This window comes from Nocardioides sp. (genome assembly GCF_047607185.1).
GTDB lineage: Bacteria > Actinomycetota > Actinomycetes > Propionibacteriales > Nocardioidaceae > Nocardioides.
In genome coordinates, this window is record NZ_JASGDQ010000079.1 from 1 (window position 1) to 14449 (window position 14449).

Annotated in this window: 10 protein-coding genes and 3 tRNA genes; 11 read left to right on the plus strand and 2 right to left on the minus strand. The window is 69.0% G+C overall.

The features are described from left to right. The first annotated feature begins 285 nt into the window (after positions 1–285). The 3 genes from QM595_RS09210 to QM595_RS09220 all read left to right on the plus strand — a co-directional run bounded on the left by QM595_RS09210 (position 286) and on the right by QM595_RS09220 (position 577). Positions 286–358: transfer RNA gene (locus QM595_RS09210), tRNA-Gly, on the plus strand. A 31-nt stretch (positions 359–389) separates the two neighbouring features. Beyond that, positions 390–463: transfer RNA gene (locus tag QM595_RS09215), tRNA-Cys, on the plus strand. Between the two features lie 39 nt (positions 464–502). Then, positions 503–577: transfer RNA gene (locus tag QM595_RS09220), tRNA-Val, on the plus strand. A 179-nt stretch (positions 578–756) separates the two neighbouring features. On the opposite strand, the gene QM595_RS09225 is transcribed toward QM595_RS09220, so the two are convergent. Beyond that, positions 757–2076: an LCP family protein gene (locus QM595_RS09225; RefSeq protein WP_415171252.1), complete on the minus strand. Its 1320-nt coding sequence runs from the start codon at positions 2074–2076 to the stop codon at positions 757–759. A gap of 267 nt (positions 2077–2343) precedes the next feature. Here QM595_RS09225 and QM595_RS09230 point away from each other — a divergent pair, with 267 nt between their 5' ends. Both QM595_RS09230 and QM595_RS09235 read left to right on the plus strand, forming a co-directional pair. Continuing rightward, on the plus strand, positions 2344–3447 hold the full coding sequence (locus QM595_RS09230; RefSeq protein WP_415171253.1) for an S-(hydroxymethyl)mycothiol dehydrogenase: 1104 nt from the start codon (positions 2344–2346) through the stop codon (positions 3445–3447). Further along, complete coding sequence (locus tag QM595_RS09235; protein WP_415171254.1) at positions 3447–4070, plus strand: MBL fold metallo-hydrolase; 624 nt, start codon at positions 3447–3449, stop codon at positions 4068–4070. Before QM595_RS09230 ends, QM595_RS09235 begins: the two co-directional genes overlap by 1 nt. A 78-nt stretch (positions 4071–4148) precedes the next feature. On the opposite strand, the gene QM595_RS09240 is transcribed toward QM595_RS09235, so the two are convergent. Beyond that, entirely contained in the window at positions 4149–4481 is a 333-nt protein-coding gene (locus tag QM595_RS09240; protein WP_415171255.1) for a hypothetical protein, read from the minus strand. 166 nt (positions 4482–4647) lie between these two features. Here QM595_RS09240 and QM595_RS09245 point away from each other — a divergent pair, with 166 nt between their 5' ends. The 6 genes from QM595_RS09245 (at position 4648) to QM595_RS09270 (ending at position 14424) form a co-directional block, all read left to right on the plus strand. After that, positions 4648–8202, plus strand: a complete 3555-nt coding sequence (locus QM595_RS09245; protein WP_415171256.1) for a fibronectin type III domain-containing protein — start codon at positions 4648–4650, stop codon at positions 8200–8202. Positions 8203–8256: 54 nt separating this feature from the next. Next, positions 8257–10182, plus strand: a complete 1926-nt coding sequence (gene thrS, locus QM595_RS09250; RefSeq protein ID WP_415171257.1) for a threonine--tRNA ligase — start codon at positions 8257–8259, stop codon at positions 10180–10182. 143 nt (positions 10183–10325) lie between these two features. Next, positions 10326–11555, plus strand: a complete 1230-nt coding sequence (locus QM595_RS09255; RefSeq protein ID WP_415171258.1) for an amidohydrolase — start codon at positions 10326–10328, stop codon at positions 11553–11555. A 65-nt stretch (positions 11556–11620) separates the two neighbouring features. Next, positions 11621–11770: a hypothetical protein gene (locus QM595_RS09260; RefSeq protein WP_415171259.1), complete on the plus strand. Its 150-nt coding sequence runs from the start codon at positions 11621–11623 to the stop codon at positions 11768–11770. A gap of 37 nt (positions 11771–11807) precedes the next feature. Then, the gene (locus QM595_RS09265; RefSeq protein ID WP_415171260.1) at positions 11808–13175 is read left to right on the plus strand and encodes an L-serine ammonia-lyase; all 1368 of its coding nucleotides are present in this window, start codon (positions 11808–11810) and stop codon (positions 13173–13175) included. Between the two features lie 244 nt (positions 13176–13419). After that, positions 13420–14424: an AurF N-oxygenase family protein gene (locus QM595_RS09270; RefSeq protein WP_415171261.1), complete on the plus strand. Its 1005-nt coding sequence runs from the start codon at positions 13420–13422 to the stop codon at positions 14422–14424. Positions 14425–14449 lie beyond the last annotated feature (25 nt).

A 14449-nucleotide genomic window follows, 5' to 3' on the forward strand; every position in this document is an offset into this window, starting at 1 on the left:
CGCTGCTATCGCGGCGCCCGGGCACGCACCTCGCGGCGTTGCCGACGCTCGACAGGCCACCGGCCTGCCTTCGCGCCGGCGCCTTGCGAGGCACGCACCCGGACACCGCGCTACCACGCGCTTTAGCCGCGACAGCCTACTAGTGGGGCCGACATCGTGGTGACGGGTGTGACAGATGTGATGAAACCGCAGACGCCGACCCCGATTTGGCGGCCGCTAGGGGATCGGCTAGTGTTCTCGACGCACGCCGGAGCCCCGAAGTTCAGGGGAGTTTCCGGAGAGCAAGCGGACGTAGCTCAGTTGGTAGAGCGCAACCTTGCCAAGGTTGAGGTCGCGAGTTCGAGCCTCGTCGTCCGCTCGGAGGATTCTCTCCTGGCAGTGCCCTCCAGGGTGGGGTGGCCGAGAGGCGAGGCAACGGACTGCAAATCCGTGTACGCGGGTTCAAATCCCGTCCCCACCTCCACCCCGGCTCACGCGGCGCCAGGGGGACAACTCAAGACTTGGGCGATTGGCGCAGCGGTAGCGCGCTTCCTTGACACGGAAGAGGTCACTGGTTCAAACCCAGTATCGCCCACCACGTTGATGCAGGTCAGAGCAGGTTTTTCGGAACCGGGTGTTGATCTCGACTTTGATCTTGAGAACGGCCGAAGGATCGGTCTCGCTGGCCGTGCGTAGCAAACCTTCGGATGCTCGCCAAGGCGCGTGCCGGCGATGTCGAGGCCGACGACCGACCGAGCGGCCTCCTGGGATCGGTGCTCAGGAGCACAGGCCGTTGCGGGCGGGGTCGTCGTACTGCGTGGCGGGCAGGGCGTCCTTGGTCGTCGGGCTGGTCGACGGCTCGGCGCTGGTCGTGGCCGAGGGGGAGCTGCTCGACTCGTCGCTCGGGCTGCCGCTTGGGGACGCCGAGGCGCTCGGGCTGCCGCCGGTCGCGGCGTCGTCGGCCGTGATCACGCCGGTGAGCAGGCGGGCGGGGATCGGCTTGTCGTTGCGGATCGCCTTCCAGACCTGGTCCGCCGCCGGCTCGATCCAGCGCACTCGGTTGGGGTCCTCGGGCGGGTAGTAGTTGGGGATGGTGAGGAACTGGATGTCGTCCAGGCTGATGCCCTTGAACTGCAGCCCGAGCTGGACGAGCTTGGCGATATTGCCCAGTCCTTTGTCGACGGTGACCGAGTCGATGACCGCCTTGAGGAAGCTGCGCAGCTTGAAGGGGTTGGCCAGCACGCCGGCGCTCATCGCCTGGTTCGCCATCGCCCCGATGAACGCCTGCTGCCGCCGGGTCCGGCTGATGTCGGAGCCGTCACCGATCTCCTCGCCCTCGGGATTGGTGATGTGTCTCATCCGGACGTAGGTGCGGGACTCCTCGCCGTCGAGCAGGCGGTTCTTGCCCGCCTTGATGGTGGTGTGGGTATAGCTGTCGTCCACCATGTCCTCGGGGATGCACATGCGCACGCCGCCGATCGCGTCGACCATCTTCTTGAAGCCGTCGAAGTCGACCACCACGTGGTGGTCGAGCCGGATGTCGGTGAGCTGTTCGAACTGCTGCATGGTGCAGGTCGCGCCACCGTAGGCGAAGGCCTCGTTCCACATCACGTACGACGCCGCCGGCTGCGCCGCGAAGCCCTCCGAGGCCGGGCAGGCCGGCCGGTCGACCATCGAGTCGCGGGGGATCGAGATCCCGTAGGCCCGGGTCCGGTCCGCGGAGAGGTGGATGAGGATGGTGGTGTCCGAACGCTCGCCATCGGAGGCGTCGCCGTCGATGTCGTTGGCGCCGTCCCGGGAGTCCGAGCCCATCACCAGGATGTTGATCGGCTGGCGGGATCCCTCGACCTGCTGCGCGTCCGGCCGATCGGTGAGGTCGGCTTGGCTGTTCGAGACGTGGAAGCCGCTGTTGAGATCCCGGTAGAGATAGGCAGCCCCGAGAGCCACCACCATCACCAGGGTGAGGCCGACCAGGCCGACCACTCGTAGCGCCGCACGTCCCCGGGCCCGCTCCCGGCGCCGCGAGCCGCCGGTGTGGTCGCCTGGCTCGCTGGGGTCACCGGCGGTCGTCTCGGGGGTGGACGGCGGAGACGGCATGTAGGTCCTCGTCAGGTGGGGATGGCTCGCGGGACACGATATGCAGGACCGTCAAGATCCTGGCGCAGGCCCGGTCGGGTTTGCTCCGGGCGAAGGACGGGAAAGGTCACAGCGGGAGATATGCCGTCATGCTCCCTCCCCGGAAGGCGGCCATCCCCGAGTCCCGTCCGGTCCCTCGGGGAGGATCGGACGGGACGGGGCGTCCGGCACGACATCGAGCCGGCCGATCTGATTGGCTGGAGCTCACCAACCCGAGAAGGAGCAGGCATGGCGCAACAGGTCAAGGCAGTCATCGCGCGGGGCAAGGGCGCCCCGGTCGAGGTCGTCACCATCAACGTCCCCGATCCCGGTCCGGGCGAGGCGGTGGTGAGGATCCAGGCCTGCGGCGTGTGCCATACCGATCTGCACTACCGCGAGGGCGGCATCAACGACGACTTCCCGTTCCTGCTCGGCCACGAGGCTGCCGGCGTCGTGGAGGCGGTGGGCCCCGACGTGACGAGCGTGGCCCCGGGCGACTTCGTGGTCCTCAACTGGCGTGCCGTGTGCGGCGACTGCCGGGCCTGCAACCGCGGCGAGCCGTGGTATTGCTTCGCGACCTTCAACGCCACCCAGAGGATGACGCTCGAGGACGGCACCGAGCTCAGCCCCGCGCTGGGCATCGGCGCCTTCGCCGAGAAGACCCTGGTCGCGGCCGGCCAGTGCACCAAGGTCGATCCCACGGCCCGGCCGGCCGCCGTCGGCCTGCTCGGCTGCGGGGTGATGGCCGGACTCGGCGCCGCCATCAACACCGGCGCCGTGACCCGCGGCAAGTCCGTCGCCGTCATCGGCTGCGGTGGCGTCGGGGTCGCGGCGGTCGTCGGGGCGGCGCTGGCCGGCGCCAGCCCGATCATCGCCGTCGACATCGACGCCAAGAAGCTCGACGCGGCCAAGGAACTCGGCGCCACCCACGTGCTGAACTCCGCCGAGACCGATCCGGTCGCCGGGATCAAGGAGATCTGCGCCCGTTCCTATCCGGGCGCGGAGGGCGCCGACGTCGTCATCGAGGCGGTCGGCCGGCCGGAGACCTGGAAGCAGGCGTTCTACGCCCGCGACCTGGCCGGCACCGTCGTTCTGGTCGGCGTGCCGACACCGGATATGAAGGTCCCCGACATCCCGCTCATCGACGTCTTCGGCCGCGGCGGCGCGCTGAAGTCGTCCTGGTACGGCGACTGCCTGCCGTCTCGCGACTTCCCGATGCTCGTCGACCTCTATCAGCAGGGCCGGCTCGACCTCGACGCCTTCGTCTCCGAGGAGATCGGCATCGATGACATCGAGGCAGCCTTCGAGCGGATGCACCACGGCGACGTGCTCCGCTCGGTGGTCGTCCTCTGATGACCGCTCGCGTCGACCAAGGCGTCACCAGCGGCACGTTCAGCCTGGACGGGGAGACCTTCGACGTCGACAACAACGTCTGGGTCGTCGGCGACGACACCGAGTGCGTCGTCATCGACGCCCCGCACAGCGTCGAGGACATCCTGGCCGTGGTGGGGGACCGGACGGTCCGGGCCATCGTCTGCACCCACGCCCACGACGACCACGTCAGGATGGCGCCGGCGCTGCGCGAGGCGGTCAACGGCGGGGCCGGCGCCCCGATCCTGCTCCACCCGGCCGACCTGCCGCTGTGGCAACTCGCCCACGGCCAGGACCAGGCCTGGGACCGCGACCTCGCCGACGGCGACGTGATCGACGTGGCCGGCATCGAGCTGCAGGTGATCCACACCCCGGGCCATGCTCCCGGGGCGGTGTGCCTCTATGCCCCGGCGCTCGGCTGCGTCTTCACCGGCGACACGCTGTTCCACGGCGGCCCCGGGGCGACCGGCCGCTCCTACTCCGACCGCGACGTCATCGAGCGGTCCATCCGGGATCGGCTCTTCGCCTTGCCGCCGACGACCGTCGTGCACACCGGTCATGGCGAGGACACCACCATCGCGGCCGAGCGGGCCAACCTCGGCTGACCAGCACGAACAACGTAGGAAGCCGCCCCTCCCGGGCCAGGGGGGCGGCTTCTCTCAGAGCGTGTCCTCAACGGATGGCTACTGGCTGACGCACTCGGTCATCTTGGTCGTGACGTCGGTGATGGCCTCGGTGTCGTCGCTGCTGCCCTCGTAGTCGGCGTCGCCGTCGACCATGGCGTTCAGGGCGTCGTCGGAGAGGTCGGACTCGTACAGCACCTTGCCCATGCAGTCGGCGAGGTCGGCGGTGATCGCGTCGCCGAGGGAGCCCAGAAGGCTCGAGGCATTGCCGGACTGGAGCGAGTCGGAGATCTCCGTCGCGGTGGGCCGGTCGTCACCACCACCGCCGCCACAGGCGGTGAGGCTGATGGTCAGGGCGGCCAGCAGGCCGAGGGCAGAGCTGCGTGTCTTCACGGCGCCGAGCATTCCCGGCTTCCTTCGCCCTAAACCTCCGACGCGAGCTGGGTCATAGGGAATTCACAATCAAAGATTGGGGTCGATCCCGGATGCCGTGAGTCGCGCGGTCGGCGAGAGTCGGTGGGCCGTGCGGCCGACTCACGGCGTGAGACGGAGGTCGAAGATGCGCAGAGGCACGCTGGCCCGGGCCCTCCTGGCGGCGGGCGTGATGGCGAGCCTGGCAGTCGCACCGGTGTCACTGGCGCCAGCGGGTGCCACCGCAGAGGCCGGCAACGACGCCACCTGCTCACTGGGCACGCTCGGGTCCTACCAGTCGCCCCAGGGCCTGGTGACGGCGTACGTCGCGCCGGACGGCGGCTCGAAGGCGGCCTCGCCGCGCTACCGGGCGACCGCGTCGGGGTCAGCCGGCTCGGTGACGATCACGGTGGAGCGGCTCGCCGACCACCATGTCTTCGGCCCCTTCTCCTCCGACGCCACCGGCTGGGGCTTCTCGCCCGACCAGGACCGCTTCCTGACCGCGAGCGCTGTCAGCGGCCAAGGGACCTACCGGGTCTATGACCTCACCGGCCAGCAGCCGACCTCGCCGGTCCACTCCGAGACCCTGTCGACCGGCTCGGCGCGGCTCGGCTGGAGCCCCCACGGAGAGTTCTTCGTGGTCTCGGCGATGAGCGCTGCCCAGGTCGTGGACCTGCGCGTCTACGACGCGCTGACCGATGCCCAGCTGCTGCAGACCACGGTCAGCCTGACCGTCACCGATCCCGACGAGGGTGACTTCCAGGGCGCCGGCTGGGGCTTCAGCCCCGACGACGACGAGTTCGTCTACGCGGCCGCGACCGGGGCCCAGGCTGTCGAGCTCCGAGTCGTCGATCTCGACGCCGGCGCGCAGCGCTATGTCGCCGCCCTCGGGGGCAGCGCCTACTGGCAGTTCAGCCCCCGCGGCGACCTGCTCGGCATCGTCGACCAGACCGGTGCCTCCTCCGAGAGCGTCTACCTCGTCGGCACCCACGCCGACAGCGACGTCCGGGCCAGCACCACGTACGACGCGATCGCCGACGGCGACTTCGAGGCGACCGCCGCCGGCCACTACTACCACCTCGGTACGCAGAGCTATCTGCTCGCCCCGCTCACCGCGCCGGTGCCCGACTACTGCCAGCCGATCTGGGCCGACGCCACCGAGCTGACCGCCTCGGCGGTCACAGCCACGAGCGTCCACCTGGCCTGGCCGAGCGCCGACGACCCGACCCTGGGTGCCGCCGACGACACTGCGGTGACCGGCTATCGCGTCTTCGCGGGCGCCACCCAGCTGGCCGAGCTTCCCGGCGACGCGACGTCGTACGACGCCACCGGACTCGATCCCGAGACGGCCTATACCTTCCGGGTGGAGGCAGGCGATGCCGCCGGCCACTGGTCCACCGACGGGCCGTCGGTCCAGGTGACCACGCTGACGCCCCCGCCGGCCTGGCCGACCGGCGCCACCCTCACCGCCAGCCAGGTCACCGAGACCGGCGCCCGGCTGACCTGGACCGGGCTGACCGGGCTGCCGGTCACCGGCTTCCGGCTTTACCAGGACGGTGTGCTGATCGCCTCGCCCGGCGCCACCATCACGACCCGCGACGTGACGGGGCTGACGGCCTGCACGGACTACGCCTTCGCGATCCAGGCGGTCTGGGCCGGTGACGACGGCGAGAGCACCGACGGCCCCACCACGCTGGTCACCACCCGCGCCAGCGGCCCCGGCTGCACCCGGGTCTACGCGGACCAGGACGGCAACGGCTCCTACTCCGGCCCGGGCGAGGTCGCCGGCGTCAATCTGGGCGTCAGCCTCTCCTGGACCAACGTCGACGCCGACCACAACATCCTCTCCCAGGGCTCGGAGACGCCGCTGGAGGGCTCGGGGCTGGTCGCCTATCCGGTCGCGGGCGCCGACACCTACGTCTCCTACGGCTGGCCGCTCTACAACGTCTTCACCGGACAGCCGCTCTACCCGCGCCTCCACACGCCCAGCTCCGGCAACTTCTATCGCCGCAGCGACGCGCCCCCGAGCTTCGACGTCACCGTCGACGGATTCGGCGCGTTCTGGTCGACGTCGTACATGCCGGTCGACGGGACCGGCACCATCGCCGGGGTCCTCTTCGAGGACGACAACGCCAACGGCGTCCGGGACCCCGGCGAGCCCGGCATCGCGGATCGTCAGCTCTTCTGCACCGCCGAGTGGGTGCGGCCGACTCCCACCCAGGACTGCGTCGTGATGACGGATGTCAGCGGCGGCTATCAGGTCACCGTCAACGGGGCCGTCATCAAGCTCGGCTCGTTCTACGGCAGCGGTCCGGCCTACCTGTGGGGCTACGGTCCCTCCGACGGCTGGTACCGCACCTCGGCCGCCAAGGCCTACGCGGTCCACAACGGCGAGGCCTACACCGGCGCCGACATCGGCTACGTCTACGGCGAGAGCACGCTGCACGGCCACGTCTTCGAGGACCTCAACGGCAACCACGTCCGCGACTCGGGCGAGGACGGGCTGCGGGTCACGCCGCGCTATATGCAGGTGTGCGCGCAGCACCGGACGATCAGCACCGCCCAGAAGTGCGCCGACATCGAACGCGACGGCGACTGGACGATCACCGGCCTGCCGCCGGGCGGCTACGACGTCACCCTCAACCCGGGCTACGACGACCTCTTCGAGCAGACCCTGCCGGTCGACGACGGTGGGTACGCCGTCACCATCGCCACCAACGGCGCCGACGTGGCCGTCCCGGACTTCGGCGCACACGGCAGCTACGCCCTGGTGCAGGGCATGGTCTTCGACGACGACAACCAGAACGGCGTGCGCGATCCGGGGGAGGGCCCGGCCGAGGGTGTCCAGATCTGCGGTCGCGTCGGCCACGGCGAGGGCAGCAGCGATGCCTGCGACAACAGCGACGCTCAGGGTGACTACCTCGTCGGCCCCTTCCCGGCGGGTCACCTCGAGGTCAGTGGCCCCACCAGCGGTCTCGTCGTCACCACGCCGAGCGGCGGGACCTGGGAGGGCGACGTGGTCGCCGGCCAGCAGGTCGGCCTCGACTTCGGGGTCGACCAGGCGTCGGTCCCGGACGGACCGACGAGGCTGACGGCGACGATCGGCGACGGCTACATCGACCTGAGCTGGGACGCCGCCCAGGCGCCACCAGCGGATCCGGTGCAGGGCTATCAGGTCTACTGGTTCGACGACCACTATTCGGTGTTCGACAACGTCTGCCAGACCGACGCCGAGACCACCTCCTGCCGGGTCGAGCGCGGCGACCCGGGCGAGCCGATCACCGTCGCGGTCTCCGCCTACAACAACGCCGGCAGCAGCAATGGCGCCGGCGTCCGGCTCTTCGAGGATGACGTGCCCCCGGGCGGCGACCCGACCACGCCCCCGGGCGTTAGCCCGACCACGCCGCCGGGCGAGCAGGCCCAGCCGCCGAGCGTGACCGCGCCAGGGCAGGTGACCGGTCTGAGGGCGAAGGCCAAGGGCCACCGCAAGGTCCGGCTCTCCTGGACGGCGACGGCTGGCGCCACGTCGTACATCGTCCAGATCCGCAGGAAGAGGAGCGGGGCCTGGAAGACGGCCACGACGACGAGCCTGACCGCGGTGGTGATCAAGGGCAAGGGCACCCGGATCTGGCTGCGCGTGGCGGCGGTGAACGCGGCCGGTCAGGGCGCCTTCACGATCAGCAAGCCGGTGAGGCCGGCCTGAGCCGGGACGTTAACCGATGTGAAGCCAGGTGAGGTCCGCCGATAGCATCCCGTTGTGAGCAAGGCATGGGAGCTGTACGCCGACAACCCCGACGTCATCGCGGCGCGCGTCGACGGACAGCTCAAGGACCTGTCCTACGAGCTGGCCGAGGGTGACCAGGTCGAGCCGGTCGAGATCGACTCGCCGGACGGCCGCGACATCCTGCGCCACTCCACCGCGCACGTGTTGGCCCAGGCGGTCCAGCAGCTCTTCCCGGAGGCCAAGCTCGGCATCGGCCCGCCGATCGAGAACGGCTTCTACTACGACTTCGACGTCGAGACCCCCTTCAACCCTGCGGACCTGGTCAAGATCGAGTCCGCGATGCGCAAGATCATCAAGGCCAACCAGCGGTTCTCTCGCCGGGTCACTACCGACGACGACGCCCGCGCCGAGCTCGCCGACGAGCCCTACAAGCTGGAGCTGATCGGCCTCAAGAGCTCCGCGGCGGGGCCTGCCCAAGAGATCGCAGAGGGTGCGAGCGCCGAGGTCGGCGCCGGCGAACTGACGATCTACGACAACATCGACCGCAACGGCGAGACCGCCTGGAAGGACCTCTGCCGCGGCCCGCACCTGCCGACCACCCGGCGGATCCCCGCCTTCAAGCTGATGCGGAGCGCGGCGGCGTACTGGCGCGGCGACGAGAAGAACAAGCAGCTGCAGCGCATCTACGGCACCGCCTGGGAGTCGCAGCAGGCGCTGGAGGAGCACCTGCACCGCATCGAGGAGGCCGAGCGGCGCGACCACCGCAAGCTGGGCCGCGAGCTCGACTTGTTCTCCTTCCCCGACGAGCTCGGCTCCGGCCTGCCGGTCTTCCACCCCAAGGGCGGCGTCGTCAAGCGGGAGATGGAGGACTACGTCCGCCGCCGCCACATCGAGGAGGGCTTCTCCTACGTCGGCACGCCGCACATCTCCAAGGACGGGCTGTTCCACACCAGCGGCCACCTGCCCTACTACGCCGACACCATGTTCCCGCCGATGGAGCTGGAGGGCAGCAAGTACCAGCTCAAGGCGATGAGCTGCCCGATGCACAACCTCATCTACCAGTCGCGGCAGCGCTCCTACCGCGAGCTGCCGCTGCGGCTCTTCGAGTTCGGCACCGTCTACCGCTACGAGAAGTCGGGCGTCGTGCACGGCCTGACCCGGGTCCGCGGGCTGACCCAGGACGACAGCCACTCCTATGTCACCAAGGAGCAGGCCCCCGACGAGATCCGGCATCTGCTCGGCTTCGTGCTCGGCGTGCTCAAGGACTTCGGCCTCGACGACTTCTACCTGGAGCTCTCCACCCGCGGCGACTCCGAGAAGTTCATCGGCACCGACGAGCAATGGGAGAGCGCCACCGCCGTCCTGGAGAGGGTCGCCACGGAGTCCGGCCTCGAGCTGGTCCCCGACCCCGGCGGCGCGGCCTTCTACGGACCCAAGATCTCGGTGCAGGCGCGCGACGCGATCGGCCGCACCTGGCAGATGTCGACGATCCAGTACGACTTCAACCAGCCGGCGCGATTCGGCCTGGAGTACGTCGCCGCGGACGGCTCCCGGCAGGAGCCGGTGATGATCCACTCGGCGAAGTTCGGCTCGATCGAGCGGTTCCTCGGCGTGCTGGTGGAGCACTACGCCGGCGCCTTCCCGCCCTGGCTGGCGCCGGTGCAGGTCCAGCTCATTCCGATCGCCGAGCGTCACCTGGACTACCTCCACGACGTCGCCGCCCAGCTGCGGAAGGCGGGCGTCCGGGTCGAGGTCGACGACTCCGACGACCGGATGCAGAAGAAGATCCGCAACGCGCAGCTGCAGAAGGTGCCGTTCATGGTGATCGCGGGGGACCAGGACCTGGAGAGTGGCGCGGTCTCCTTCCGCTACCGCGACGGCCGCCAGGACAACGGCGTGGCCGTCGCCGACGCCATCGCCCGGGTGGTGGCGGCGGTGGCCTCCCACGAGCAGGTCTGAGAGCGTGTTCGAGAACTCGGAAGCGCCGGCCCGCCGCCGCCCAGTACGCGCCCTGGCTGCGTTGTCGTCGTGCTTCGACGGAAAGGAACCAGATGACTGACGTGTCGACCTCTTCGACGCCTGCCCGAGGAGTTGGTGACCGCGTGAGTGCCGAACCGGACGTGCGCGCCCGACTTGCCGAGATCTACACCGATCTTCACCGACATCCCGAGCTGTCCATGCAAGAGTTCCGCACCGCGGGCGTGATCGCAGAATTCCTGAGGGGTCGCCAGCTCGAGGTGCTGGAGAAGGTTGGCGGCACCGGCGTGATCGGCATCCATCGCAATGGTGCCGGGCCGACGGTCTACGTGCGGGCTGACATGGACGGTCTGCCGGTGACTGAGGAGACCGGGTTGGACTACGCCAGCGTCGAGCCCGGGGTCATGCACGCCTGCGGCCACGACATGCATGTGACGTGCCTGCTGGGTGCCGTCGAGGCGATGCAGGCCAGCGAGGACCAGTGGCGCGGGACGGTCGTCTATCTCTTCCAGCCGGGGGAGGAGACTGGCGAGGGCGCAGCCGCGATGCTCGCCGATCCCCGGATGGCAGAGCTGCCGAGACCCGTCGCGGTCATCGGACAGCACGTCATGCCGGCCCCGAGCGGCCAGCTGTTGACCAGGCCGGGCGTGCTGATGGCCGGCTCGGACAGTCTGAGGGTCACCATGCACGGGATCGGGGGACATGGCTCTCAGCCCGAGAGCACGGTGGATCCGGTCTACATGGCGGCGAGCACCGTGGTGCGGCTGCAGTCGATCGTCAGTCGCGAGGTTCCCCCGGCGACGCCGGTCGTGGTCACGGTTGGGTCGATGCAGGCCGGCACCAAGGAGAACATCATCCCGGCCACCGCCACCCTGTCCATCAACGTCCGGTCGTTCTCTCCCGAGTCACGCGAGCAGGTGCTGGCCTCCATCCACCGGATCGCGAAGGCCGAGGCGTTGGCCTCGGCGGCGCCGCGCGAGCCCGACTTCGACACGCTGGGAGAGTTTCCGGTCACGGTCAACGACGCCGGTCTCGCCGAGCAGGTAGCCGAGGCGTTCACGGCCGAGTTCGGCACGGACAAGGTCGGCCGGATCGACCCGGTCAACGCCAGCGAGGACTTCGGCCGGTTCGGCACGCACTACGGCGTCCCCTCGCTGTTCTGGTTTCTTGGCGGCGCTGGCGCCGAAGAGGGTGCGGAGTTCCACGGAGTCGTCGACCGCGACACTCCCTCCAACCACTCTCCCCACTACGCCCCTGTCATCCATCCGACGATCGAGTCCGGAGTCAGGGCGCTGACGGTTGCGGCGCGCACTGTCCTCGCCGCACCTCCGACCACGACGGAGGCCAGCGCGTGAGCGAGCTTGCGAGCGAACCGAGGGGTGAGGGCGTGAGTGCCACCGTCAGCATTCACGCTACGTCCATGCCCTGGGACCACGTCACCTCGCTGCGGACCGGTGAGGTCGCGCCCGACGGCGGGAATCTGCGACTCGACTGTCGCGACCGGGTCTGGGACTGGCTCGCCGACGCGGTCGATGCTGTCTTCGCGGACTTCGTCGATATCGTGCGATGAGCAGGTGCGAGTTGGCTGGTGAGAGTCGAGGTGTGGTGTGCCGCTGAGCGCCTTTGATCTCTACTCGATCGGGATCGGGCCGTCGTCGTCGCACACTGTCGGCCCGATGCGCGCTGCCAAGACCTTCGTGGACGGACTGTCCGAGGACGGACTCCTCGGCCAGACCGTGCGTGTCAAGGCGGAGCTGTTCGGCTCGTTGGGAGCGACCGGACACGGACACGGCTCGGAGCGTGCGGTCATTCTCGGTCTCGAGGGCGAGCTCCCCGCTACGGTCGACACGACGAGCGCGGTGGGCCGAGTCGAGGTCGCGCGACGCGAACGGACGATCACCCTGGCTGGCCGGCACCGGATCAAGTTCGACCCTGACGACGACCTCGTCCTGCATCGCCGGCGCTCGCTGCCGGCGCATCCTAACGGCATGACCTTCACCGCGTACGGCGCCGATGGGACGCTTCGCGAGCATACCTGCTATTCCGTCGGCGGAGGCTTCGTCGTCGACGAGCAGATGCTGGGCGCCGACCGGGTCGCGGTGGACCAGGAGGAGGTCCGATACCCGTTCACCACCGGTGAGCAGCTCCTGGGTATCTGCCGGCGTGAGGGTCTCCGGATCAGCGACGTGATGATGGCCAATGAGCTGTCGTGGCGCACGGAGCAGGAGATACGCGACGGTCTGCTGGAGATCTGGGCTGTCATGCGTGAGTGCGTGCTTGCGGGCTGCCGCGCTGAAGGCGTGCTCCCCGGAGGGCTGCAGGTACAGCGCCGCGCCCCGGGGTTGTTCGCCGACCTCACGACCCGCACCGGTGAGGACCCACTGGCATTGATCGACTGGGTGAATCTGTTCGCGCTGGCGGTCAACGAGGAGAACGCGTCGGGCGGACGCGTGGTGACGGCGCCCACCAATGGTGCTGCCGGGATCATTCCCGCCGTACTGCACTTCTATTGGCGCTTTGTCCCGGGCGCCGACGATGCCGGAGTGGTGCGCTTCCTGCTCACCGCGGCGGCGATCGGCATCCTGTTCAAGGAGAATGCGTCGATCTCCGGTGCCGAGGTCGGCTGTCAGGGCGAGGTCGGCTCGGCCTGTGCCATGGCAGCCGGTGCCCTCTGTGAGGTCCTCGGCGGCACGCCGTCCCAGGTGGAGAACGCCGCCGAGGTCGGGATCGAGCACAATCTCGGCCTCACCTGCGATCCGATCGGAGGTCTCGTCCAGATCCCGTGCATCGAACGCAACGCCATCGCCGCGGTGAAGGCGATCAACGCCGCCCGGCTGGCCATCAACGGCACCGGCGCGCACCATGTCTCCCTCGACAAGGCGATCAGAACCATGCGCGAGACGGGTCGCGACATGCACGTCAAGTACAAGGAGACCTCACTCGGCGGGCTCGCTGTCAACATCGTCGAGTGCTGAGAGCACATTCGGGGAGCGCCGACAACGGATCCGAGGCGGGTGACGTCCGACGAAGCAGGTCTGAGACCTATGGACAGAACACGGCGATTTGTCTACCCATCGGGGTGTGACTGAGGTAACGTCGCCTTGCGCCCGGCCGTTGAAGGTTAAATGTGACGCGATGTCGCGCTAACAGTTGTATGCGAGACATGTGTCGCACTAATGTGGTGCTCGTCGTCAGTTTCAACGTCGAGAGGTGAGCGACATGACCGCGGTTCAGGCTGAGAGGTCGGCAAAGGGTGCCCACGGCGGCGCGCAGGGCCGGCAGAGCTACTACGACACGCTTCGGACGCTCTCCCAGGCGTCGGTCGACCAGCACTTCGACGCGTTCAAGGACATCGACTGGGACAACCCGGACTACGCGTTCCGGATGGACGACGAGCGCTTCATCCTCACCGATGCCGACGAGATCGGCCGCCACCCGTGGTACAAGACGCTCCCCAAGGAGCGCCAGATCGCGATCGGCTGCTACCGCTACGCGCAGGTCGCGAAGGTGGGCCGCCAGTTCGAGCAGGTCCTGATCGCCGGCGTCATGCAGCGGCTGATCTGGATGGAGGACCGCAACCCGGAGTTCCGCTATGCCACCCACGAGGTGACCGAGGAGACCCACCACACCCAGATGTTCCAGGAGGCGGTCAACCGCCTCGGCATCGACGTAGCCGGCGCCCCGACTCTCTTCAAGCTGATCGTCCCGCTGATCACCTCCGCCGGCGCCTGGTTCCCAGAGGCGTTCTTCGTCGGCATCCTCGCGGGCGAGGAGCCCATCGACCACCTGCAGAAGTCGATCATGCGCGCCGGCGGCAGCCACCCGATGATCGACCGGATCATGCAGATCCACATCGCCGAGGAGGCGCGCCACATCGGTTTCGCCCACCAATACCTCGAGCACCACGTGCCCGAGCTCGATCCGGTCCGCAAGCAGATCCTCGCCGTGCTCTACCCGATCATCATGCGCGGCCTGTGCGACGTGATCATGGTGCCGAGCAAGCAGGCCCGCCGGGACATGGGCATCCCCGACGAGGTCGCCGAGGAGATCTGGTGGGGCAGCGCGGACTCCACGAAGCTGCTGCGCGACATGTTCAGCGACGTGCGGATGCTGGCCGACGAGCTCGGCCTGCGCAACCGGGTCACCAAGCGGATCTGGAAGCTCATGGGCATCGACGGTCGTCCGGCCCGGTTCCGCGGCCAGCCGGCCACCGCCACGCACTGACGACCTGACCACCGCCCAGCCAAAC